Origin of the sequence: Lactiplantibacillus sp. ME-2 (genome assembly GCF_022549155.1) — a bacterium.
Taxonomy (GTDB): domain Bacteria; phylum Bacillota; class Bacilli; order Lactobacillales; family Lactobacillaceae; genus Lactiplantibacillus; species Lactiplantibacillus plantarum.
The window spans coordinates 83,483-105,139 of the sequence record NZ_JAKZEQ010000004.1 but is presented as its reverse complement, the minus strand read 5'-3'; the positions used below and the strand labels follow the sequence as shown (position 1 = coordinate 105,139).

17 protein-coding genes are annotated in these 21,657 nt (G+C 45.9%); all 17 read left to right on the top strand.

Going from position 1 to position 21,657, the window contains the following annotated elements; genetic code table 11:
* Positions 1–113 precede the first annotated feature (113 nt).
* The 17 genes from rpsB to aroC all read left to right on the top strand — a co-directional run bounded on the left by rpsB (position 114) and on the right by aroC (position 21,650).
* Positions 114–917, top strand: coding sequence for a 30S ribosomal protein S2 (rpsB, locus tag MMY95_RS02575; RefSeq protein WP_003640739.1), 804 nt, complete (start codon positions 114–116; stop codon positions 915–917).
* Between the two features lie 102 nt (positions 918–1,019).
* Positions 1,020–1,898, top strand: coding sequence for a translation elongation factor Ts (gene tsf / locus MMY95_RS02570; protein WP_003644498.1), 879 nt, complete (start codon positions 1,020–1,022; stop codon positions 1,896–1,898).
* A 199-nt stretch (positions 1,899–2,097) separates the two neighbouring features.
* The gene (pyrH, locus tag MMY95_RS02565) at positions 2,098–2,820 is read left to right on the top strand and encodes a UMP kinase (RefSeq protein WP_003640737.1); all 723 of its coding nucleotides are present in this window, start codon (positions 2,098–2,100) and stop codon (positions 2,818–2,820) included.
* Position 2,821: 1 nt separating this feature from the next.
* The gene (gene frr, locus MMY95_RS02560) at positions 2,822–3,385 is read left to right on the top strand and encodes a ribosome recycling factor (protein WP_003640736.1); all 564 of its coding nucleotides are present in this window, start codon (positions 2,822–2,824) and stop codon (positions 3,383–3,385) included.
* A 119-nt stretch (positions 3,386–3,504) separates the two neighbouring features.
* Entirely contained in the window at positions 3,505–4,284 is a 780-nt protein-coding gene (locus tag MMY95_RS02555; RefSeq protein WP_003640735.1) for an isoprenyl transferase, read from the top strand.
* Between the two features lie 15 nt (positions 4,285–4,299).
* Positions 4,300–5,085, top strand: coding sequence for a phosphatidate cytidylyltransferase (locus tag MMY95_RS02550; protein WP_003640734.1), 786 nt, complete (start codon positions 4,300–4,302; stop codon positions 5,083–5,085).
* A gap of 37 nt (positions 5,086–5,122) precedes the next feature.
* Entirely contained in the window at positions 5,123–6,400 is a 1,278-nt protein-coding gene (rseP, locus tag MMY95_RS02545) for an RIP metalloprotease RseP (RefSeq protein WP_104795753.1), read from the top strand.
* Positions 6,401–6,439: 39 nt separating this feature from the next.
* Entirely contained in the window at positions 6,440–8,149 is a 1,710-nt protein-coding gene (locus tag MMY95_RS02540) for a proline--tRNA ligase (RefSeq protein ID WP_053267830.1), read from the top strand.
* Positions 8,150–8,642: 493 nt separating this feature from the next.
* Positions 8,643–12,956: a PolC-type DNA polymerase III gene (locus MMY95_RS02535; RefSeq protein WP_241277482.1), complete on the top strand. Its 4,314-nt coding sequence runs from the start codon at positions 8,643–8,645 to the stop codon at positions 12,954–12,956.
* Between the two features lie 295 nt (positions 12,957–13,251).
* Entirely contained in the window at positions 13,252–13,728 is a 477-nt protein-coding gene (gene rimP / locus MMY95_RS02530) for a ribosome maturation factor RimP (protein WP_003640728.1), read from the top strand.
* A gap of 20 nt (positions 13,729–13,748) precedes the next feature.
* Entirely contained in the window at positions 13,749–14,966 is a 1,218-nt protein-coding gene (nusA, locus tag MMY95_RS02525) for a transcription termination factor NusA (protein WP_003644496.1), read from the top strand.
* Positions 14,967–15,010: 44 nt separating this feature from the next.
* Entirely contained in the window at positions 15,011–15,310 is a 300-nt protein-coding gene (locus MMY95_RS02520) for a YlxR family protein (protein ID WP_003640726.1), read from the top strand.
* Positions 15,300–15,605, top strand: coding sequence for a ribosomal L7Ae/L30e/S12e/Gadd45 family protein (locus MMY95_RS02515; protein ID WP_003640725.1), 306 nt, complete (start codon positions 15,300–15,302; stop codon positions 15,603–15,605). The genes MMY95_RS02520 and MMY95_RS02515 overlap by 11 nt, the downstream gene beginning before the upstream one ends.
* Before the next feature lie 14 nt (positions 15,606–15,619).
* Positions 15,620–18,193 carry a translation initiation factor IF-2 gene (gene infB / locus MMY95_RS02510; RefSeq protein ID WP_053267831.1) on the top strand — a complete coding sequence of 858 codons (2,574 nt, stop codon included), beginning with the start codon at positions 15,620–15,622 and terminating at the stop codon, positions 18,191–18,193.
* A gap of 22 nt (positions 18,194–18,215) precedes the next feature.
* Positions 18,216–18,569 (top strand): 30S ribosome-binding factor RbfA, encoded by a 354-nt coding sequence (rbfA, locus tag MMY95_RS02505; RefSeq protein WP_003640723.1) that lies wholly within the window; start codon positions 18,216–18,218, stop codon positions 18,567–18,569.
* Positions 18,570–19,216: 647 nt separating this feature from the next.
* Positions 19,217–20,488, top strand: coding sequence for an MFS transporter (locus MMY95_RS02500; protein WP_241277481.1), 1,272 nt, complete (start codon positions 19,217–19,219; stop codon positions 20,486–20,488).
* Positions 20,481–21,650, top strand: coding sequence for a chorismate synthase (aroC, locus tag MMY95_RS02495; RefSeq protein WP_053267832.1), 1,170 nt, complete (start codon positions 20,481–20,483; stop codon positions 21,648–21,650). Before MMY95_RS02500 ends, aroC begins: the two co-directional genes overlap by 8 nt.
* The last annotated feature ends 7 nt before the right edge of the window (positions 21,651–21,657 follow it).

The following is a 21,657-nucleotide window of genomic DNA, read 5'->3' as shown; positions in this document are numbered from 1 at the left end:
GTGTTAAAACCAATTCACACCTACTGCGATAATCATGGCGGTGCTCGGGAGAGTGCCATGATTAGTTGAACGGTGGGGAGGAATAAAACAAATTTTTTGGAGGCACATTTATTATGGCTGTTATTTCTATGAAACAATTGCTTGAAGCCGGTGTCCATTTCGGTCACCAAACTCGTCGTTGGAACCCAAAGATGAAACCATACATCTTTACGGAACGGAACGGCATCTACATCATTGACTTACAAAAGACGGTCAAGATGATCGACTCAGCTTACAACTTCGTTAAGGATGCTGCGGCTGATGATGGTGTTATCTTGTTTGTTGGGACTAAGAAACAAGCCCAAGATTCAATCGAAGAAGAAGCAACCCGTGCAGGTCAATACTACGTTAACCATCGTTGGTTAGGTGGGACTTTGACTAACTGGAACACCATCCAAACACGGATCAAGCGTCTTAAAGACTTGAAGAAGATGGAAGCTGATGGCACCTTCGAACGGTTACCTAAGAAGGAAGTTTCATTATTAATGAAGCAACGTGCCAAGCTTGAAAAGTTCTTGGGCGGTATCGAAGACATGCCTCGGATTCCAGATGTAATCTTCATCGTTGATCCTCGTAAGGAACAAATCGCCGTTAAGGAAGCTCAAAAGTTGAACATTCCGATCGTTGCGATGGTTGATACGAACACTGATCCAGATGACATCGACGTTATTATTCCTTCAAACGATGACGCAATCCGTGCCGTTCGTTTGATCACTTCTAAGATGGCTGATGCTGTCATTGAAGGTCGTCAAGGTGAAGACGAAGATGTTACTGAAGATTCTTTCAAGGACAACAAGGACGCTAAGAAGTCCGTTGACTCATTGGAAGACATCGTTGAAGCTGTTGAAGGCGACAACGACGCCAAGTCTGACAAATAATTAATTGAAATAATTAGGCTGCCTAAAAATCGCGGACCATTACGGCCTGATTTTGCGGGCAGCTTTTTATCTAAAATCAAGATACTCAAAGGAGAGTAAACTATGGCAAAGATTTCTGCAGCACAAGTTAAAGAACTTCGTGATAAAACCGGTGTTGGTATGATGGACGCTAAAAAGGCGTTAGTTGAAACTGAAGGCGACATGGAAAAAGCCGTTGACGTTTTACGTGAAAAAGGGGTTGCTAAGGCCGAAAAGAAGAGTGGCCGGGTTGCTGCCGAAGGGATTGCTGCTGTTGCAATCAAGGACAACAAAGCTGCCATTGTTGAAATCAACTGTGAAACTGATTCAGTTGCTTCAACTGACAAGTTCAAAAACTTGGTAACTGAAGTTGCCGACAAGATCGCTGAAGAAGAACCAGCTTCCGTTGACGACGCCTTAGCTTTGAAGACGGCTAACGGGACGGTTAAAGATGACGTCATCGAAACGACTCAAGTAACTGGTGAAAAGATCAGTCTTCGTCGTTTCCAAGTTGTTGAAAAGGGTGCTGACCAAAGTTTTGGTTCATACATCCACAACGGTGGCCAAATTGCAGCCTTAGTTGTCTTAGACGGTGCTGACAGTGCTACTGCTAAGGACGTTGCCATGCACGTCGCTGCTATCAATCCTGAGTATGTTAACCGTGAACAAGTTCCTGCTGACCGGTTAGCTCATGAAAAAGACGTGCTTGTTAAGGAAGCCTTGAATGAAGGTAAACCTGAAAAGATCGTTGAAAAGATGGTTGAAGGCCGTTTAAACAAGTGGCTTTCAGAAATTAGCTTGGATGACCAAGAATTCGTTAAGGATTCTGATCAAACTGTTGCGCACTTTGTCGAATCAAAGGGTGGCAAGGTTAGCTCATTCATTCGTTTTGAAGTTGGCGAAGGAATCGAAAAGAAGGCTGATAACTTCATCGATGAAGTTATGAACCAAATTAAAGACTAATTACTGACTAAGGGATTAGCTAATTGGGGATTACGACGGAAAGCAATTTTCGGCGTAGTCCCTTTTTGTAAAGTAACGGGTTGAAGCCGCTTTAAAAAGAGAATTCGGTTAATTTTTGCGCCGGATTACGGCTGATACCAAACGCTTATTGAAATATATGGTAAAATGATAGACAGATAATTTCGAGGAGGACAAAACGATGTCGGAAGTTAAATATAAGCGTGTAATCCTAAAACTGAGTGGGGAAGCCTTAGCTGGTGAGAAGGGCTTTGGAATCAATCCCCCCGTCATTAAAACGGTGGCAGAGGAACTTAAGGACGTCTATGACATGGGCGTACAAATTGCAATCGTCGTTGGCGGTGGCAATATGTGGCGTGGCGAAGCTGGTGCCCAGATGGGTATGGAACGGGCCCAAGCTGATTATATCGGCATGTTAGCCACGATTATGAATGCCTTGGCACTCCAGGATAATCTCGAATCAATTGGTGTGCCGACCCGGGTTCAAACATCCATTGAAATGCGACAAATCGCGGAACCATACATTCGGCGGAAGGCAATGCGCCATCTTGAAAAACGCCGGATCGTTATTTTTGCCGGTGGTACCGGGAGTCCATACTTCTCAACGGATACGACCGCCGCATTACGGGCCGCTGAAATTAACGCGGATGCGATTTTGATGGCCAAAAATGGCGTCGATGGTGTTTACTCGGCTGATCCTAACAAGGATGCTAGTGCAGTTAAATTTGATACGCTTACCCATCTCGACATTATCAACAAAGGGTTACAAGTGATGGATACTACGGCAAGTTCCTTATCGATGGATAATGACATTCCTGTCGTGGTCTTTAACTTGAATGAACCTGGAAACATTCGGAAAGTCGTCGCCGGTGAACACATCGGGACAACAGTCAGGGGGAAATAATATGGCAATTACAGAACCAATTTTAAAAGAAGCACAGGAACGGATGAAGAAGGCGGAAGCCGCTTTACAACGCGAGCTCGGTAATATTCGGGCTGGCCGGGCTAACGCATCATTATTGAATCGGATTTCTGCAGATTATTACGGTGCGCAAACACCACTTAATCAGATGGCGGCAATTACGGTACCCGAACCACGGGTCTTAATGGTGACCCCATTTGATAAGAGTGCCCTTAAAGAAATCGAAAAGGCTATTTTAGCGTCAGACCTCGGTATTAGCCCAGCTAACGACGGTTCTGCGATTCGGTTAGTTATTCCACAATTAACGGAAGAACGGCGTAAAGAACTTGCCAAGGACGTTAAGGCGGAAGGTGAACGTGCCAAGGTCGCCGTTCGAAACGTGCGTCGTGATGCAATGGAAGCCTTGAAGAAGGGCCATAAAGATGGTCAATTCACTGACGACCAGTTACATCAGTTAGAAGACCAAGCCCAAAAGTTAACGGATCAAGCGGGTAAGGACGTCGACGCGATCGTTGCGGACAAAGAAAAAGAAATTTTGGAAGGTTAATGACCGACCAATTTATTAAGGCTTGGAGAAATTCAAGCCTTTTTTTGTTGACGAATAGTTAATTAGTGCTTTTTTTGGTAAAATAGTGCATAGTTAAGCTATTTTTATGGAGGTGCGCCTTGTTCGCTTTTTTTAATAAGAATGATCCTGCAGATAACACCGACGTGCAATTGGATCCTGAACGTATTCCAGCCCATGTCGCCATTATTATGGATGGCAATGGGCGTTGGGCCAAAGCACGGCATTTACCACGGGTTGCTGGCCATAAGGAAGGTATGAACACGGTCAAAAAGATTACGATTGCCGCAAGTGATTTGGGCGTTAAAGTCCTGACGCTTTACGCGTTTTCAACTGAAAATTGGAAGCGGCCAACTGATGAGGTTAATTACCTCATGCAACTGCCAGTGAGTTTCTTTGATACTTTCGTACCGGACTTGATAAAAAATAATGTGCGGGTGCAAGTCATGGGCTACGTTGATCACTTGCCAGAAGCAACGCAAAAAGCAGTCCAAAATGCGATTGCAGATACCAAAGATTGTGATGGGATGGTGCTGAACTTTGCTCTCAACTATGGTTCACGGGCCGAAATCGTGACCGGGGTGCAAAAAATTGCCCAGCAAGTGCAAGATGGTCAATTGGCGGTTGGTGATATCGATGATGCAACCATCGACGCAGCACTGATGACGGCACCACTTGCGCCATACAATGATCCAGATTTGCTGATTCGCACGAGTGGTGAAGAACGCATTTCAAATTTCTTAATGTGGCAGATTGCCTACAGTGAACTGGTCTTTACTGATGTGAAGTGGCCGGATTTCACAGCGGCGACCCTTCAAGCCTGTATCGCGGATTTTCAGAGCCGTGATCGGCGCTTTGGTGGGTTGTCGGATCATAAATAAAAGGGAGTTTTTGGTATGAGACAACGAGTCATTACGGCTGTCGTTGCGTTAATTTTATTTATCCCAGTCATTTTTGTGGGCGGGGTAACCTTAGATATTGTGGCCATGCTGTTAGGGGCCGTTGCGATGAGCGAGTTACTCGTGATGCGTAAAAAATTATTGATTTCATTTGAAGCAATCGTAAGCATGCTTGCAGTTATGATTCAAATTGCACCGAATAACTGGTTCAATGGCTTACCAGACCAATTAAACAAGGAGTACGTGGTTTACTTCTTAGTTATCTTGCTACTGTTACACACTGTGTGGTCACGGAATCGCTTTTCATTTGATGATGCCGGAATGTTGACGTTAGGCGTCCTGTACATTGGGATGGGTTTCAACTACTTCACGGCTGCGCGGGGTGTCAGTGTCTACATGCTACTCTTCCTGATGTTCATTGTCTGGCTAACAGATAGTGGGGCTTACATGGTCGGTCGCAAACTGGGTCGGCATAAAGTCACACCGATCAGCCCCAATAAAACATGGGAAGGTTGTATTGGGGGTAGCGTGATTGGTGTGATCGTTGCCAGTGCCTTTGCAATTGGGTTTCACGTCGGCTATGCTAGCGTCATCAGTATGGTACTGATTACTTTAGTCTTATCAGTAGTTGGCCAGTTTGGCGATTTAGTAGAATCCGCGTTGAAGCGTTACTATGGTGTTAAGGATTCTGGTAAGATCTTGCCGGGACATGGCGGTATCCTAGATCGATTTGATAGTATGTTATTAGTTTTTCCAATTGCACATTTATTCGGCCTCTTTTAAGCTGAGTACCCGAAACGCGGGAGAAAGGAGCGCTTAATTGATCGTTACAATTATTACGTTCATTATCGTTTTCGGAATCTTGGTCATCGTCCATGAATTTGGGCACTTTTACTTTGCCAAAAAGGCTGGGATTCTAGTGCGTGAATTTTCTGTCGGGATGGGGCCCAAGGCGGTCGCGTTTCGTCGTAATGCAACAACTTATACGTTACGGTTTCTGCCAATCGGTGGTTACGTACGGATGGCCGGTGTGGCCGATGATGAAGATGAAGAACTCAAGCCCGGAACGCCAGTTAGTTTGCAAATTGGTCCGGATGGGATTGTTCATTCAATCAATGCTAGTAAGAAGACAACGTTGTTCAATGGAATTCCACTGTCAGTGACGGCGACTGATCTCGAAAAAGAACTCTGGATCGAAGGTTATGAGAACGGGGACGAAAGTGAAGTTAAACACTACGCCGTCGATCATGACGCTACGATCGTTGAAAGCGATGGTACCGGAGTTCAAATTGCACCGGTCGACGTCCAATTTCAATCGGCCAAGTTATGGCAACGAATGTTGACGAATTTTGCCGGACCGATGAATAACTTCATTTTGGCCATCATTACATTTGCAATTCTTGCCTTTATGCAGGGTGGTGTTACGAGTACAACGACCCACGTAGCGGCGACGACAGCAGACTCAGTTGCCCGTACGGCCGGTATTCAAAAGGGCGATCAAATCGTGGCGGTTAACGGTAAAAAAATGACGAGTGCCCAATCGATTTCGCTGTTGATTCAAGACAGCCCGAAGCAACGGTTGACTTTGACCATCAACCGGGCCGGTCAGACTAAAAAAATTGCGGTTACCCCTGCTGCCAAGACGGTCTCTGGTAATCGAATCGGTCAAATCGGGGTCCAATGGGCGACTAAGACCGACACGAGTCTGGGGGCCAAGTTAGCATACGGCTTTACTGGTTCGTGGGGAATTACCAAACAGATTTTTCAAGTGCTTGGTCGGATGGTCACTCACGGGTTCAGTTTGAACGATTTAGGTGGGCCGGTGGCAATCTTTGCCACGACCTCGCAAGCCGCTAAGTCCGGGGTGCGCACGGTGATCTATTTGCTCGCCGTGCTGTCGATCAACCTTGGAATTGTTAATTTATTACCGATTCCAGCACTTGATGGTGGTAAACTATTATTAAACATTGTTGAAGGCATTCGGGGTAAACCACTACGGGTGGAAACGGAAAGTGTCATTACCTTGATTGGTTTTGGCCTCCTGATGTTATTAATGATTCTAGTAACTTGGAATGATATTCAGCGATATTTCTTCTAAGTGATATTTAATTTGGAACAATAAGGAGAAGATTTGTAGATGAAACAGTCGAAATTGTTAATCCCAACACTCAAGGAAGTGCCTAATGATGCCGAAGCCTTGAGTCATCAAATGATGTTACGGGCGGGCTATATCCGACAAATTTCAGCCGGAATGTACGCTTATTTGCCATTGGCTTACCGCGTATTGACGAATATTGAAAAAATCATTCGGCAAGAAATGGAAAAAATTGATGCAGCGGAAATGCTGGTACCAGCAGTCATTCCAGCTGAGTTGTGGAAAGCAACTGGGCGTTATGAGACATACGGTCCAGAACTATTCAAGCTGAAGAACCGCCATGACCGAGAATTTATCCTTGGCCCCACGCACGAAGAAACATTTACGTCAATTGTTCGCGATGAAATCAAATCGTATAAACGGTTGCCATTGACTTTGTATCAAATCCAGGCTAAGTATCGTGATGAAGATCGGCCACGTTATGGATTACTTCGTGGGCGTGAGTTCATCATGAAGGATGCCTATTCATTTCACGCGGATGAGGCCTCATTAGATGACACGTTCCAAGATATGGCGCAAGCTTATCAGAATATTTTTGAGCGGGTCGGTTTGAAGTTTCGTTCAATCATCGGTGATGGTGGGGCGATGGGTGGAAAGGATTCCCGTGAATATTCGGCCATCGCACCGGTTGGTGAAGATACAATTGTTTATTCGGATGCGAGTGATTATGCGGCTAATCTTGAAATGGCTCGGAGTTTATACGTCCCAAAGAAGTCACATGCTTCGTTAAAGGATATGGAAAAGATCGATACTCCCGAAGTGGGCACGATCGACGAACTGGCTGAGTTTTTAAAAGTTGGTGCTGACCAACTGGTTAAGAGTATTCTGTTTATTGCAGACGATCAGCCAGTAATGGCACTGGTTCGTGGCGATCATGAAGTCAACGATGTTAAGTTGAAGAATTACCTTGGTGCGGATTTCTTGGAAATGGCTACGCCAGAACAAGCCCAACAATATTTGGGCGCTAGCTTTGGTTCACTCGGCCCAGTTAACGTTCATGATGACGTTAAAATTGTCGCTGACCAGTATGTGAAGGACATGGTCAACATTACGGTCGGGGCTAACGAAGACGGTCATCACTTCACGAACGTCAACCCTGAACGTGATTTCCACGCGGAAGCTTACGTTGACATTCGCTTTGTTCAGGAAGGTGAGTTATCACCAGATGGTGCGGGCGTCTTGAAGTTCACCAAGGGTATCGAAATTGGACATATTTTCAAACTTGGCACCCGTTATTCTAAAGACTTGCACGCAGAAGTCTTGGATGCCAATGGACGTAATATTCCGGTAATTATGGGCTGCTATGGGATTGGTGTCTCACGGTTGTTGTCTGCCATCGCTGAACAACGCGCTGATGAAAATGGGTTGATTTGGCCAAAAGCAATTGCACCATTTGATGTGCACGTGATTCCGGTTAACCCGAAGAAAGCGGACCAGGTTGAGGTTGCCGACCAAGTTGAAGCACAATTAGAAGCCGCTGGGTACAACGTTTTGTATGATGATCGGAAGGAACGTCCTGGTGTGAAGTTTGCTGATTCCGACTTAATGGGCATTCCTGCTCGGATTACCATTGGGAAAAAGGCCAGCGAAGGAATCGTCGAGATTAAGCTTCGCCAGACTGGTGAGACTTTGGAAGTTAAACAGGAAGAAATCGCCAACAACTTGGCCGTTCTGCTCAAGAATATCGATTAAAATGCTGCAAAACTAAGTTAATAAAAATATGGCAACTACCCGTTGATAGTCGCCAACAACAATCACCTGGTTGGATTCTGTTGACTGGGTGATTTTTGTTTGCCGATTAATCACGTGGCTCAACGGTCAGACTGTGATAAAATAGTAACGTTTCAAGTGAACGATTTGTGCGTTCGCTGAAGATTATTTCAGATGCCGTTAATCACCGAGGCATCACGCTGTCGGTTAAGCAAACTGACAAAGTAGTGCCAACTGTGGACCGCGGCCCTGAGCACTTAATTGAGGTTCTAGTTAATATTAAAAGTCTTGCTTGGCGATGGGTTAGTTGTTAGCGACTAAGTCATCGTTGAAACGGGATTCTGTTTCTAGCGGGTCACGGTTAGCAGCTTTTGATTTTAAGATTGGATTTGCTTTAATATATATGCAAGCGCAAATTAACAAGTACGGTGCGTGTCTTACTAACTGATTGTAATCAACAAAAGGAGGACCACTGGTGAGTTTAAACCAACAAGAAATGTTCGAGAAGTTACTCGAACAAATTGAAATGCCAACGGGTCCTGAATTTACAGAAGCAGCGATCGATAAATTGACCGTTCATCAAGCTTCCAAGGTTTGGGAATTTCATTTGCATTTCCAACATGTTTTACCTTATACACAATTTATGACTTTTCAAAACAAACTCCAAATCGCCTTTAAAGAAATTGCACGCGTGACCTTTACGATCGTGACTGATGATACCGAGGTCAATGGTCGTGAACTAGCTGAATACTGGGAATGGATCGTTCAGCACAGTGGGATCAAGTCGCCCCTGGTCCAATCATTGTGTAACAGCAACGTGCCGACTTATGAAGATGGTCGGGTCATTTTGTTGGCTGAAAATGAAGTTATTCAAAATTTTCTAACTAACCAAGCATTAGGGCCGATTGAGAGTACCTATCATCGCTTGGGCTTCCCGAAGTTCTCCGTCCACACGATGATTGATGAGAGTGCTTCACAGGCGAAGATCAAGGAATTTCATGAACAAAAAGCGAAGTCTGATCAAGCATTGGCCCAAAAAGCGGAAGCGGCTATCAAAAAAGCTAATGAGAAACGGCAAAAGCAGGCGGATGCACCAGCACCAATTGATGGTCCTGTCCAATTAGGCAAGCAGATCAACCCGCAAGAGCCGGCTAAGCAGATGGTCCAAATTACTGAAGAAGAACGGTCGGTCGTCGTGGAAGGCTATGTCTTCGATATGGAAGTGCGGACGTTGCGTTCCCAACGGCAGTTATTGATTCTAAAGGTGACCGACTATAGTTCGTCAATGGTCGTCAAGAAGTTCTCACGGAATGCTGATGACGAAGCACAATTCGCGGCACTGAAGCCTGGAATGTGGGTACGTGTACGTGGTTCCGTTCAGGAAGATAGTTTTATGCGCGATTTAACGATCAATGCGTATGATATTAACGAAACGTCGCATGCCAGTCGGCAAGACACGGCGCCGGCAGATGAGAAGCGGGTTGAATTGCACTTGCATTCTAATATGAGTCAGATGGATGCAACCAACAGTGTCAGTGATTATGTCAAACAAGCTGCTAAATGGGGCCATCCGGCGATTGCGATTACGGATCATTCGGGGGCGCAGGCGTTCCCAGAAGCGTTTGCGGCTGGTGAAAAAAATAACATCAAAATTTTATACGGTGTCGAAGCCAACATGGTTGATGACGGGGTGCCGATTGCTTATAATGACGCCCACGTTGATTTGAAAGAGTCCACCTATGTTATTTTTGATACTGAAACAACGGGGTTGTCCGCCATTTATGACCGGGTCATCGAATTGTCAGCGGTTAAGATGGTCAAGGGGAACGTCGTTGATCAGTTTGAGGAATTTATTGACCCTGGTTTTCACTTGTCGGAAACAACCACTAATTTGACGAGTATCACCGATGATATGGTGCGGGGCTCTAAATCGGAAGAAGAAGTGTTTAAACTTTTCCGCGAATTTTATGGTGATGCAATCGTGGTCGGTCATAACGTCACCTTTGATATTGGCTTTATGAATACGGGCTATGCCCGGCATCACATGGGGCCGATTACAAATCCAATTATTGATACGTTGACGCTGGCGCGGTGGCTGTATCCGAATTTACGCGGGTACCGCTTAAACACCCTAGCCAAAAAATTCAACGTTAATTTGGAGCACCATCACCGCGCCATCTATGATGCTGAGACGACTGGTCATTTGAACCACCTGTTTTTGAAAGATGCGGAGGACCGTTATCAGGTTCAATTCCACGATCAGCTGAATGATCATATGAATGAAAATGCGGCTTACCGCCATGCCCGGCCATTTCATGCGACATTGTATGCGCAAACCCAAGCGGGGTTGAAAAATCTCTTCCGAATTATTTCCTTGTCGAATGTTGAGTACTATTACCGCGTGCCCCGTGTACCCCGCAGTGTTTTAAACAAATATCGGGATGGCATCCTGGTCGGTTCAGCTTGTTCTAGTGGTGAAGTCTTTACTGCAATGATGCAAAAGGGGAAGGAAGAGGCCCGACAAAAGGCCGGCTACTATGACTTCCTGGAAGTACAACCGAAACCGGCATATTCGGCGCTGATCGAGAGTGGTTTGATTGCTGATACGGATCATTTGGAAGAAATTATCAGCAACATGGTGGAATTAGGCCATGAGATGAATATCCCGGTTGCTGCTACGGGGGATGTGCATTATCTGAATCCTAAGGATAAGATTTATCGTAAGATTTTGATTCATTCACAGCCCGGTAACCCGTTAAATCGGACTGAACGGCCAGACGTGCATTTTCGCTCAACGGATGAGATGCTTAAAGATTTCGATTTCTTAGGTACGGAGACGGCACACGAGGTCGTGGTTGACACGCCCCGCGCGCTTGCTGACCAATTTGAAATCGTGCGACCAGTCAAGGATAAGTTGTATACTCCGCGGATGAAGGGTGCCGAAGCGGAAATCGAAAAACTGACGATGGATCGTGCCCATGCGTGGTACGGTAATCCGTTGCCAGAAATCGTCCAAAAACGAGTGGATAAAGAACTCAAGAGTATCATCGGTAACGGGTTCTCGGTCATTTACTTAATTGCCCAACGCCTAGTATTTAAGAGTAATAAAGATGGTTACTTGGTTGGGTCTCGGGGGTCAGTCGGTTCGAGTATCGTAGCGACGCTGTCTGGGATTACTGAAGTGAACCCGATGCCACCGCATTATCGGTGTCCAAATTGTCAGTACTCGCACTTTTATACGAATAACGAGTATGGATCGGGCTATGATTTACCACCTAAGGATTGCCCTGAATGTGGGACTGACATGGTGCGTGATGGGCAAAACATTCCCTTCGAAACGTTCTTAGGATTTTATGGGAACAAGGTGCCGGATATTGATTTGAACTTCTCTGGGGACTACCAACCCATTGCCCATAATTACACCAAAGTTTTGTTCGGTGAGAAAAATGTGTACCGAGCCGGGACAATTGGAACGGTCGCTGATAAGACTGGTTATGGTTATGTCAAGGCGTATGAACGGGATACGAATCAAACACTTCGTTCGGCGGAAGTTGACCGATTAGCAAAGGGAACGACTGGCGTCAAACGGACGACTGGGCAACATCCGGCCGGTATTATCGTTGTGCCGGATTACATGGATATTTATGATTTCACGCCCGTCCAGTATCCGGCTGATGATCAGAGTGCGGCCTGGCAAACGACCCACTTTGATTTCCATTCGATTCATGATAATATTTTGAAAATTGATATTCTGGGACATGATGATCCGACGATGATTCGGATGTTACAAGATTTGTCGGGTGTCCAACCTGAGAGTATTCCACCAGTTGATCCGCACGTCATGAAGATTTTCTCCAGTCCTGAAGTTTTAGGAGTCACAGAAGACCAGATTTTCTCGAAAACGGGGACGCTGGGAATTCCAGAATTTGGGACGCGGTTTGTCCGTGGGATGCTCGAAGAGACTCACCCATCCACGTTTAACGAATTACTTCAGATTTCAGGACTTTCACACGGGACTGACGTGTGGTTAGGAAATGCTGAAGAATTGATCAAGGATGGCACGGTTACGCTGGCCGAAGTTATTGGTTGTCGTGATAACATCATGACCGACTTGATTCACTACGGCATGGAATCTGATATGTCTTTCCAAATTATGGAACACGTGCGGAAGGGTCGGGGGATCCCGGATGAATGGCAACAAGCAATGAAGGATGCCAACGTTCCCGACTGGTACATTGAATCTTGTCTAAAGATCAAGTATATGTTCCCGCGGGCCCATGCGGCAGCCTATATCTTAATGGCGTTGCGGGTGGCTTACTTTAAAGTGTACTTCCCGTTGATTTATTACACGGCTTATTTCTCAGTCCGTGCTGACGACTTTGACCTGGTTGCGATGGCCCATGGTAAAGATGCTGTCAAAGCGTCAATGAAGGCGATCACTGACAAAGGGATGGATGCTAGCGCCAAGGAGAAAAACTTACTGACCGTTTTAGAGTTAGCCAACGAAATGTTGGAGCGGGGCTTTAAATTCTCCATGGTCGACCTTGACAAATCTGATGCTTCGGATTGGCTGATCGATGGTGATACGTTGATTGCGCCGTTCCGAGCAGTTCCGGGGTTAGGGTTGAACGTTGCCAAGCAAATCGTTGCTGCCCGAGCGGACAAGCCGTTCCTGTCGAAGGAAGACCTGTCTAAGCGTGGAAAAGTGTCGAAGAGTTTGATCGACTTTATGACTGAAAATGGTGTGTTAAGTGATTTGCCAGATGAAAACCAACTCTCGTTGTTCTAGAAAACACGACAATTGTTAAAGTTTGATGAATTTTTGCGGTGGTTGATGCATTTAACAGCACTCAGACAGATTTATCTGATTTAGGGCCTGTAATGTTGATACACCGGCAATTGTCAGGCTGTTGAAGCGGAAGTTTACTGTGACTTGAAAGCTAACGGCTAAATGCTATAAATGGCGTAAACTTGCGGTTTCAACATAATTGTGCTAATATATGGGTTGTAATTTAAAACTCGTTAACGAGTGAGCAGCGATGCTCACTCTTTTTATTGGACTAATCTGAATAGGAGGCGCAGCCTTGAGTAGTAATGTTGTTGAAACCATTCAGCCAGTGGCCGCAGCCATTGTCAGTGCTCACCAGTTTGAACTCGTGGATCTTGAATTTGTTCGCGAGGGTCAAAGCTGGTATTTGCGATTATACATTGACAAACCGGGCGGCATTAATATTGAAGAATGTGCAATGGTTAGTGATGAACTTAGTGAAAAGCTAGATGCGATGGAGCCTGATCCCATTCCCCAAGCTTACTTTTTGGAAGTTTCTTCTCCTGGTGCGGAACGCCCATTGAAGAAGGAAGCAGATTTTCAAAATGCTATTGGTAAGTACGTGCACGTTGGCTTATACCAGAAGTTGGATGGTAAGAAAATTTTTGAAGGTGATTTGACGGCGGTGACGCCGACCACTTTGACCATCGATTACTTGGATAAGACACGTCACAAGACGGTGACGATCAACCGAGAACAAATCTCACAAGCCCGCTTAGCGGTAAAGTTCTAAATAAGTAAAGGAGTCTACACATGAGCAAGGAATTATTAGGGGCCTTAGACACCCTCGAATCAGAAAAGGGCATTAAAAAAGAAGTTGTCATCGAAGCCTTAGAAGCGGCACTCGTTTCAGCCTATAAGCGTAATTACGGCCAGGCTCAAAACGTTGAAGTTGACTTTGACCAAATTAAGGGTAATATTCACGTTTATGCCGTTAAAGAAGTGGTTGAAGACGTCTTTGATTCACGTTTAGAAGTTAGTTTGCAAGATGCATTGGCTATCAACCGAGCCTACGAAATCGGTGATGATATTCGATTTGAAGTAACACCGAAGAACTTCGGCCGAATTGCAGCGCAGACGGCTAAGCAGGTCATCATGCAACGAGTTCGTGAAGCAGAACGTGGCATTATTTATGACGAATACAGCCAGTATGAAAATGAAATCGTCACTGGTGAAGTTGAGCGCCAAGATAACCGATTTGTCTACGTTAGTTTGGGCAAAGTAGAAGCGGTCATGGGTCGTTCTGATCAGTTACCTGGTGAAGTTTATCGGATTCATGACAAAATTAAGGTTTACGTCTCGAAAGTTGAAAACGCAACGAAGGGCCCCCAAGTATTCGTTTCGCGGACTGCACCAGATTTGTTGAAACGTTTGTTTGAACAAGAAGTTCCTGAAATTTTCGATGGCATCGTTGAAATCGTTTCGATTGCACGTGAAGCCGGTGATCGGGCGAAAGTTGCTGTTCGTTCAAACAATCCTAACGTTGATCCAGTCGGTACCTGCGTCGGTCCCAAGGGACAACGGGTTCAAACGATCGTCAATGAATTACACGGCGAAAATATGGACATCGTGGAATGGACGGATGATCAAGCCGTATTTATCGCGAATGCATTGAACCCAGCGGAAGTTTTGGATGTTATTTTTGATCCTGAAAATGAGCGGGGTTGTACCGTGGTTGTTCCAGATTATCAATTATCATTGGCAATCGGTAAGCGTGGTCAAAATGCTCGTTTAGCTGCTAAATTGACCGGGTTCAAGATCGATATTAAATCGGAAACCGAAGCTTCTGATATAATGGATGCAAACCCTGATGATGTTGCAGCTGCCGAAACGGAAACGACTGAAGCAGCAGCTGACGCGGCAGTGCAGTCCGATGCCGGCGAAGATGAGGAACCAGCAACGTCCGACGCAGCCGTGGCGACGCCTGCCTCAGAAACCGCTGTGGATGAATCAGCAAGTGACGCTGAATAAGTTCGTCACTAAGTGAGTGAAGTAACTAAAGGAGGTCTGGGATTATGAAAAAAAGAAAAGTGCCGTTACGAAAGGACATTGTGACGGGTGAAATGCATCCCAAAAAAGACTTAGTCCGGGTCGTTAAGAATAAGCAGGATGAAGTGTCCGTTGATCCGACTGGTAAAAAGCCGGGACGCGGCGCCTACATTGCCTTAGACGTACAAGTTGCACAACGTGCCAAGCAAGAAAAGACTTTTGATAAGGCGTTTGGTATCAAAGTGGGTGCAGACTTTTACGATGAGTTAGTGGCTTATGTTGATCATCAACAAGCCCGAAAGGAACTCTTCGGAAATGACGCCTAAGCAAGCTTGTTTAAACCTACTGGGCCTTTCACGGCGTGCCAGCAAGCAAATTGCAGGCGAAGGGCTAGCCCTGGCTGCAATTCGTAATCAGACGGCTAAACTGGTCTTTATTGCCAGCGATGCCGGTCCCACGACTGCCAAAAAGTTTCATGATAAGGCCCAATCTTATGATGTTCCAGTGATCGATACCTTTACTAAAGCAGAATTAAATACGGCTACTGGTAATAAGCGCACTGTTTATGCAATTACCGATGCCGGATTTGCCAAGAAAATGGTGGCGATCATGACACAGTAAAGGAGGGTGAAGATATGGGGAAAAAGCGAATTTATGAGTTAGCGAAGGAGCTCAACGTCCCAAGTAAACAGCTGATTGCGCAAGCACAGCAGTTGGGATTCTCCGTCAAAAATCATATGTCGACACTCGGTGACAGTGAGGCGCGCCAGTTACAAGGCACGACCACAGTTACCCATCCTAAATCTCAACCGGCTCCAGCTAAAACGAGTCGGGCTACGCAAGCCGTAGCAAAAAATGTGACACGAACTGCTAATCAGCAGCAATCCAACTCGCGTCATCAACAGAGTGGTGATTCTTTGAATAATAATCGTAATAATAACCAAAATAATAGTCAAAGTCGTAATAGTAACGGTAATCGAAGCAATAACGGCGGTAACCGTACTAACAGTAATAACGGCAATCGTTCGGCCAATGCTTCACGGAGCAACAGTGCTCGTAATAACGGTGGGAGCAATACGAACCGGTCTAACAACAATAATAATAACCGGTCTAATAATAACAATCGCTCAAATACGAGTAACAACCGCACCAACAATACTGGTAATCGAAGCAATAATGGTGGTCAGAACCGGAACAACAACCGGACTACGACGAACAACAATAATAACAACAGTAACCGGAGCAATGGGTCGAATAATAGTTCGCGTAATGGCAGCGGCCGCTTTGGTGGTAGTTTGAATAGCAACAATAACGGTGGTGGTCGTTATCGTGGCGGTAACAACAATAACCGTCGGCGTAACAACCGGAACAATAAGAGCCGGAACAATAAGAATCAACGGATCCGCCAGGTCAATAATAAGCCAGTGCCAGTTCGTAAGGACAAGCCGTTGCCAGAAACACTGGTTTACACGGTCGGCATGAATGCCCAGGATTTGGGTAAATTATTGCACCGTGAGCCTGCTGAAATTATCAAGAAGTTATTCATGTTAGGTGTTGCAGTTAACCAAAATCAGTCCTTGGATAAAGATACGATTGAAATCTTAGCCACTGATTACGGGATCAATGCGCAAGAAAAGGTCCAAGTTGATGTGACCGATTTGGACAAGTTCTTTGATGATGAAGTTAATAATACCGACAATTTGGCGCCACGGGCACCGGTTGTTACGGTCATGGGACACGTTGACCATGGGAAGACGACCCTATTGGACCAATTGCGGCATACTCACGTTACAGAGGGCGAAGCCGGTGGGATCACTCAGGCTATTGGGGCTTACCAAGTTAAGCATGATGGTAAGGTTATTACATTCCTGGATACGCCAGGACACGCGGCCTTTACTGAAATGCGGGCGCGTGGTGCTGACATCACTGACATCACAGTGTTAGTAGTTGCTGCTGATGATGGGGTCATGCCACAAACAATCGAAGCCATCAACCATGCTAAGGCTGCTAAAGTACCAATCATCGTTGCCGTTAACAAGATTGATAAGCCGGGTGCCAACCCTAACCACGTGATGGAACAATTGACTGAATATGGTCTGATTCCTGAAGATTGGGGTGGCGATACAATCTTTGTTCAGATTTCAGCGAAGTTCGGTAAGAACCTAGATGAATTGTTGGATATGATTTTACTTCAGTCAGAAGTGCTTGAATTAACGGCCAACCCTAAGCAAAATGCTGCGGGATCTGTATTGGAAGCTAGTCTTGACCGTGGAAAAGGTTCTACCGCAACGTTACTTGTTCAACAAGGGACCATGCATGTTGGTGATCCAATTGTTGTGGGGAATACTTACGGAAAAGTCCGGACGATGACCAATGACCATGGTAAGCGGATCAAGGAAGCCGTGCCATCGACGCCAATTGAAATCACTGGTTTGAATGATGTGCCGGATGCTGGTGATCGCTTCGTGGTCTTTGATGATGAAAAGACGGCCCGTGATGCTGGTGAACAACGTGCTAAGCAGGCATTGATGGAAGAACGGAAGCAAACTGCTCACGTCACCTTGGATAACTTGTTTGATTCAATGAAACAAGGTGAACTTAAGGAAGTTGACGTGATTATTAAGGCTGATGTTCAAGGTTCTGTTGAAGCTTTAGCTGGTAGTTTACGTAAAATCGACGTTGAAGGTGTGCGGGTCAATATCATCCATACAGCGGTTGGGGCGATCAACGAAAGTGACGTGGCCTTGGCGGAAGCAAGTAACGCGATTATTATCGGGTTCAATGTGCGGCCAACACCACAAGCCAAAGCCCAAGCCGATACTGACGATGTTGATATTCGCTTGCATCAAGTTATCTACAACGCGATCGATGAAATCGAGAGCGCGATGAAGGGAATGCTCGAACCAACTTATAAAGAAGAAATCACTGGTCAAGCCGAAATCCGTGAAATCTATAAGGTTTCTAAGATCGGTACGATTGGTGGTGGGATGGTCACTGATGGTGTCATCCACCGGGATTCTGGTGTGCGGGTCATTCGTGATGGTGTCGTTATTTATGATGGCAAGTTAGCTAGCTTACGGCGTTTCAAGGACGACGTTAAGGAAGTTAAACAAGGCTTTGAACTTGGGCTTCGAATCGAAGATTACAACGATATTAAAGTCAACGATGTCATTGAAGCTTACGTGATGAAGGAAGTTCCAGTTGAATAACCTTTAAAAGGGGGATTAGCAGATGGCACAACATTATCGTGTTGGTCGTTTGGAACAGGAAATCGAACGCGAAGTTAATGATATTTTGTTAAAACGGGTTCGTGATCCACGGGTTGCGGGTGTAACCATTACCGGTGTAACGGTAACTGGCGACCTTCAACAAGCGACCATCTACTACAGTATTTTGTCAGATAAGGCATCCGATGGTGAAAAGACGGCGGCTGGATTGACTAAGGCGACGGGATTAATTCGTAGTGAATTAGGCTCACGACTTAGCATCTATAAAACCCCGGAATTAACTTTTGAGCGCGACAACTCGGTTCAATACGGTAGCCGGATTGATGAATTAATTAATAACTTAAAGCGTCAAGATTAGGCGCTGGAAAAATAGTCGTTGTGAATCCAGATGGATTGACAGCGACTATTTTTGTGTTCAAATTGAATGGAGCCGTCCGCTGCCAATCACTGAGGTTCAACGGTTTAGATGGTGCTGATTGCAGGCCACACTAGTCAGCCACACGCTGCTTGAACGTTGTCGGTAGACTGACTAATCAAGGTAGCATGCTCGCGACCGTCGCAAACAATTGGTTTAATGAGTAGTCGTACTGAAGACGATTTTTGTAAATAGTAGTAGGATGAGGCGAATTACGCATCGTGGCGCTTTTACAAGCGAAAATGATTTCTTAATTGCAAAATTAAAATTAAATTAGGGTTGACGAATCAAAATGAGAATGTTTTAATATAAACAATCAATGAAACGGAAAGGATAGATGATTATGACGACGTTAGCATTCAACGCAACTTATTATTATGGCTTTGCTTATTTTAGGTAGCGCCCGTGTTGGAACCTTAGATACGGACGGCACCTACGTTCGTGTCTAAGCGGAGTCAATTCATCTTGGCCAGCTAGACACCGTGAGTCTAGCTGGAATAATATCATCAATTAGGATTAAATTTTGATGATCCGGCTAGATTTTCACAATCTAGCCGGCTTTTTTTATTTCCACGAAGGAGTTGTTATTCATGCGTCAGCACCAATTATCAATCAGTCTTTACTTAAACTACTTTATTCATGGTATTGGCTTAATTATTTTAACGAAAAACATGCAAGCGTTAAGTCAACACTGGCAGACCCCGTTAGCGACGGTTTCCTATGTCATTTCTGGTATTGGCATTGGTCGCTTACTAGCCTACTTTATTCTGGGAAATTTATCAGACCGTTTTGGCCGTAAAGTCTTCGTCAATCTTGGTATGGCTTGCTACTTCACGTTCTTTGTGGGGATGGCATTGGTCACTAATATTCAGCTGGCATACGGTTTGGCGATTTTGGCCGGTATTGCGAACTCCGCGTTGGATGCGGGAACCTACACGACGTTTATTGAAATGGGTGGGCGGCAAGGCTCAGCCAATGTCTTGTTAAAGGCCTTCATGTCTGCCGGTGAATTCTTATTACCACTGCTCGTTGCCAACTTTGAAGCACAACGAATCTGGTATGGCTGGTCATTTATCCTGGCCGCGGCAATCCTAGTGGTCAACAGTATCCTGTTGAATCGGCAGCAGTTTCCACTAAAAAATCAAGCTGCTCAAGCCGGAACGGGCGTATCCCAGCAACCACTTAAGAACCGGCGCTGGTTGGCGACAGTTGGTTTAGCTGGTTATGGGTATACTTCGATGGCACTTATGATCCTCTACACGCAGTGGGTCAGCTTGTTTGCCACTACGACGTTGCATTTTTCGTCAGTGTTAGCGCACTGGTTGCTTTCACTTTACAGCATTGGGTCAATCACCGGCGTTATTGTGATTTTCTGGTTGTTACGTCGTGGGGTGGCAGAAACCAAATTGTTGTTGGCAATGAATGGCGGCTCGCTGTTGGCGTTAGCGGTTATCTGTTATAGTCCAGCGGCTGGGCTGTCCATGCTGGCGGCTTTCGGGTTTGGGTTTACTGCTGCGGGTGGCGTGATGCAGGTCGGCCTAGCTGTATGGGCGCTACATGTCCCAACCACACTTAGTCAAGAACGCCAACGTATCAATCATATTGACCAGCAAATCGTCCGATTACTCAATCAACGTTTTGAGACGGTTACAGCCATCGGGGAGTTGAAGCAACAACAGCAACTTCCGGTATTAGACCAGCAACGTGAACAACGGGTGTTACAACAAGTTGCGGTGAAGAGTACCCAGACCGCGCATACCCCTTATTTACAAGCTATTTATCAAGCAATTATGCATAACTCACGCGCATATCAGACGGATTTACACACGAATTTACACAAGGAGGATATTGATCATGATTAATTACGTTACGGCAGGCGAATCGCACGGGCCTCAATTGACAGGGGTGCTGACCGGTATTCCGGCTGGCTTACAGCTAGACATTGATGCCATTAATACAGGCCTCGCAGCCCGGCAAGGTGGGTTTGGCCGCGGCAATCGCCAGCAGATCGAACATGACACCGTCCAAATCACTGGTGGCGTGCGGCACGGTGTTACGCTAGGTTCCCCGATTGCATTAACGATTATGAATCGCGATCACGCGCACTGGGCAGCAATCATGGATCCGGTAAGTCCAGCTACGGCAACCAATACGTTGCGGCAAGTCACTCGTCCACGTCCGGGGCATGCTGACTTAGTAGGCGGAATGAAGTATGGTCATCGCGATCTACGAAACGTGCTAGAACGTTCCTCAGCTCGTGAGACAGCCATGCGAGTGGCTATCGGTCAGATTTGTAAGCAATTATTGGCGCAGCTAGATATTCACCTAGTTGGCTACGTTCAACAAATTGGCCCTAAGCAAGTGACGGCCGATTTAACACTATCCGTTGATCAATTACAAGCCCAAATCGCGCAAAATGATTTGCGATTACCAGATGCGGCCTTGGTTCCCGAAATCCATGAGCTGATCACAGCAACGAAGAAGGCCGGGGATACCTTGGGTGGTGTTATCCGGGTCGTTGCCGAAAATGTGCCGGCTGGTTTGGGCAGTTACACGAACTGGGATACCAAATTAGATGGACAGTTAGCTGCAGCAGTGATGGGAGTCAACGCCATGAAAGGTGTTGAAATTGGTGATGGATTTGCGGCTGCCAGCCATTATGGTAGCCAAGTGATGGATGAGATTAGTTGGGATGAACACGCCGGCTGGTCACGGTTGACCAATCATTTGGGCGGCTTTGAAGGTGGCATGACTAACGGAATGCCGATTGTTGTTAAGGCCGCCATGAAGCCGATTCCAACACTTTACAAACCATTACAAAGTGTGGATATCGCGACCAAAGTCAGCCAAAAGGCGAGCGTAGAGCGTTCAGACACGACGGCCATCGTCCCCGCCTCGATTGTGGTTGAAAGTGTGGTAGCGATTGAATTAACGCGAGCATTGATGGCAACGTTTGACGGGAGTAACTTAGCTCGCTTCCAGCAAACAGTGACGGCATACCGCGAAGAACTCCGGCAATATTAGGAGGGCC

Excerpts from the sequence above, each read along its gene's own strand:
- rpsB (WP_003640739.1), top strand. The coding sequence starts at position 114 with ATGGCTGTTATTTCTATGAAACAATTGCTTGAAGCCGGTGTCCATTTC.
- tsf (WP_003644498.1), top strand. The coding sequence starts at position 1,020 with ATGGCAAAGATTTCTGCAGCACAAGTTAAAGAACTTCGTGATAAAACC.
- pyrH (WP_003640737.1), top strand. The coding sequence starts at position 2,098 with ATGTCGGAAGTTAAATATAAGCGTGTAATCCTAAAACTGAGTGGGGAA.
- frr (WP_003640736.1), top strand. The coding sequence starts at position 2,822 with ATGGCAATTACAGAACCAATTTTAAAAGAAGCACAGGAACGGATGAAG.
- MMY95_RS02550 (WP_003640734.1), top strand. The coding sequence starts at position 4,300 with ATGAGACAACGAGTCATTACGGCTGTCGTTGCGTTAATTTTATTTATC.
- MMY95_RS02540 (WP_053267830.1), top strand. The coding sequence starts at position 6,440 with ATGAAACAGTCGAAATTGTTAATCCCAACACTCAAGGAAGTGCCTAAT.
- nusA (WP_003644496.1), top strand. The coding sequence starts at position 13,749 with ATGAGCAAGGAATTATTAGGGGCCTTAGACACCCTCGAATCAGAAAAG.
- MMY95_RS02520 (WP_003640726.1), top strand. The coding sequence starts at position 15,011 with ATGAAAAAAAGAAAAGTGCCGTTACGAAAGGACATTGTGACGGGTGAA.
- MMY95_RS02515 (WP_003640725.1), top strand. The coding sequence starts at position 15,300 with ATGACGCCTAAGCAAGCTTGTTTAAACCTACTGGGCCTTTCACGGCGT.
- infB (WP_053267831.1), top strand. The coding sequence starts at position 15,620 with ATGGGGAAAAAGCGAATTTATGAGTTAGCGAAGGAGCTCAACGTCCCA.
- rbfA (WP_003640723.1), top strand. The coding sequence starts at position 18,216 with ATGGCACAACATTATCGTGTTGGTCGTTTGGAACAGGAAATCGAACGC.
- MMY95_RS02500 (WP_241277481.1), top strand. The coding sequence starts at position 19,217 with ATGCGTCAGCACCAATTATCAATCAGTCTTTACTTAAACTACTTTATT.
- aroC (WP_053267832.1), top strand. The coding sequence starts at position 20,481 with ATGATTAATTACGTTACGGCAGGCGAATCGCACGGGCCTCAATTGACA.